At 72.3% G+C, this 2,476-nt stretch carries 1 protein-coding gene; it reads right to left on the reverse strand.

Features of this window, described 5'->3' with window-relative positions; translation table 11 throughout:
* Positions 1-2,375 (reverse strand): type I polyketide synthase (locus ACZ5C2_RS38535; protein ID WP_468801619.1); only part of this gene is annotated, 2,375 nt, incomplete at its 3' end.
* Between the last annotated feature and the right edge of the window lie 101 nt (positions 2,376-2,476).

The raw sequence follows: 2,476 nt of genomic DNA on the forward strand, positions 1-2,476 counted from the left end.
TCACCAAACACCGAAGCGAACACGGGAAACGCCTCACACAACCCACGCCCCATACCCAACCGCTGCGCCCCCTGCCCACCGAACAGAAACGCGGTGGCGGCTTCCTCATGGGCGACGCCCGCCCGGTGGGTGTCACCGGCCGCCAGAGCCTGCAACTCGGCGAGGAGTTCCGAGTGGTGGACCCCACTCAGCACAGCCCGGTGGGTGAAGGGGGTCCGGGTCGCGGCGAGAGTCCGGCCGATCTCGAACAGGTCGGCGTCCGGCCGGTCGGCGAGGTACTCGGCGAGCCGGGCGGCCTGGGACCGCAGCGCCTGTGCGGACTTCGCGGACAGCGGCCACAACGCGGGCAGGGCGGACACGCCGGGGTCGGCGGGCCGGTCCCCCGGGGTGACGGGCGCCGGAGGCTCCGGGGCCTGTTCCAGCACCACGTGGGCGTTGGTGCCGCTCATGCCGAAGGAGGAGACGGCCGCACGACGCGGGGCGCCGGTCCGCGGCCACCGCTCGCGTGCGGTGAGCAGGGACAGCCCGCCGTCCGACCAGTCGACGTGCGGGGACGGCTCGTCCAGATGCAACGATCGCGGGAGGACGCCGTGCCGCATCGCCATCACCATCTTGATCACACCGGCCACACCCGCCGCGGCCTGTGTGTGCCCGATGTTCGACTTCAGCGAGCCCAGCCACAACGGCCTGCCCTCGGCGCGGCCCTTCCCGTACGTGGCGAGCAGCGCCTGCGCCTCGATGGGGTCACCGAGCGTGGTACCGGTGCCGTGCGCCTCCACCACGTCGACGTCGGCCCCGGTGAGGCCCGCGTTGGCCAGCGCCTGCCGGATCACCTTCTGCTGCGCCGGACCGCTCGGCGCCGTCAGACCGTTGGACGCGCCGTCCTGGTTCACGGCGGAGCCGCGGATCACCGCGAGGACCTCGTGCCCGTCGCGCCGCGCGTCCGACAACCGCTCCAACAGCAGCACCCCCACGCCTTCCGCCCAGCCGGTGCCGTCCGCCGACGCCGAAAAGGCTTTGCACCGCCCGTCGGGAGCAAGCCCACGCTGGCGCGAGAAGTCGATGAAGGACTGCGGCGTCGACATCACGGTCGCTCCCCCCGCGAGGGCGAGCGCGCACTCACCGCGCCGCAGCGCCTCGGCTGCGAGGTGGAGGGCGACCAGGGAGGAGGAGCAGGCTGTGTCGACAGTGAGCGCCGGCCCTTCCAGGCCCAGTGCGTAGGCGATCCGACCCGAGGTGACGCTGCTGGCGCCGCCGGTGCCGAGGTAGCCCTCCAGGTTTTCCTCGGAGTGTGAGACGAGGTCGGTGTAGTCCTGGCCGTTGGTGCCCACGAACACGCCGACACCGCTGCCGCGCACGGTCTCCGGGCGTACACCGGCGTGTTCGAAGGCTTCCCAGGACGTCTCGAGGAGCAGGCGCTGCTGCGGGTCCATGGCGAGGGCCTCCCTCGGCGAGATGCCGAAGAAGTCCGCGTCGAACTCCGTCGCCCTCGTCAGGAATCCGCCGCCGCGGGTGTACGTGGTGCCGGGACGGTCGGCGTCGGGGTGGTACACGGTGTCCAGGTTCCAGCCGCGGTCATCCGGGAACGGCGTGATGGCGTCCACCTCGTCCTCGACCAGCCGCCACAGTTCGTTCGGGGTGGTGACGCCCCCGGGGAAGCGGCAGCTCATGCCGATGACAGCGATGGCCTCGTCGCTGCCGACCGTGCGGCGCACCGCGGCGGCCGTCTCACCGCCGTCCAGGAGCTCCGCGCGAAGGTGCCGGACCAGAGCGGCCGGAGTCGGGTGGTCGAAGACCAGGGTGGTGGGCAGCGCGAGACCGGTGGCCCTGCCGAGCAGATTGCGGAACTCCACCGCCGTCACGGAGTCGAAGCCGAGGTCCCGGAACGCCCGGGTGGCGTCGGCCGTCTCCCCCGGTGTGTGCCCGAGCACCGCAGCCGCGTGTTCCCGGACCAGGTCCAGGAGCATGCGGTGGGGGTCGGCCGAGGCGGCGAGAGCGGCGTGGAACGGACGCGCCGGCTGCGCGTCGTCCGGTGTGAGCGGTGCGGGCCGAGCCCCGATGTGCGGTGCGGCGGCGCTCGCGCTCCCCGGCCAAAAGCGCTGCCGAGCGAAGGCGTAGGTCGGGAGATCGACAGGACGTGCCCGGGTGCCTTCGAAGAGCGCCTGCCAGTCGTGGTCCATCCCCCAGCAGAAGAGTCGGCCCAGCGCGGCGCCCACGGTGGCCCGCTCCGGACGGCCGGCGCTCAGCAGAGAGGTCAAGCCGAATGCTCGCTCCGTCTCCTGGGTGAGGCTGTCGAGGCTGTCCTGGGCCATGGCGGTGAGGACGCCACCCGGTCCGAGTTCGACGTACCGCGACACACCCTCCGCGGCCAGCACCCCCATACCCGCATGGAACAACACCGGCTCCCGCACCTGCCGCACCCAATACCCCGGATCCGACAACACCCCCACACCCGCACGCTCACCCGTCACCGTCG

The organism is Streptomyces sp. NPDC031365, assembly GCF_055569765.1.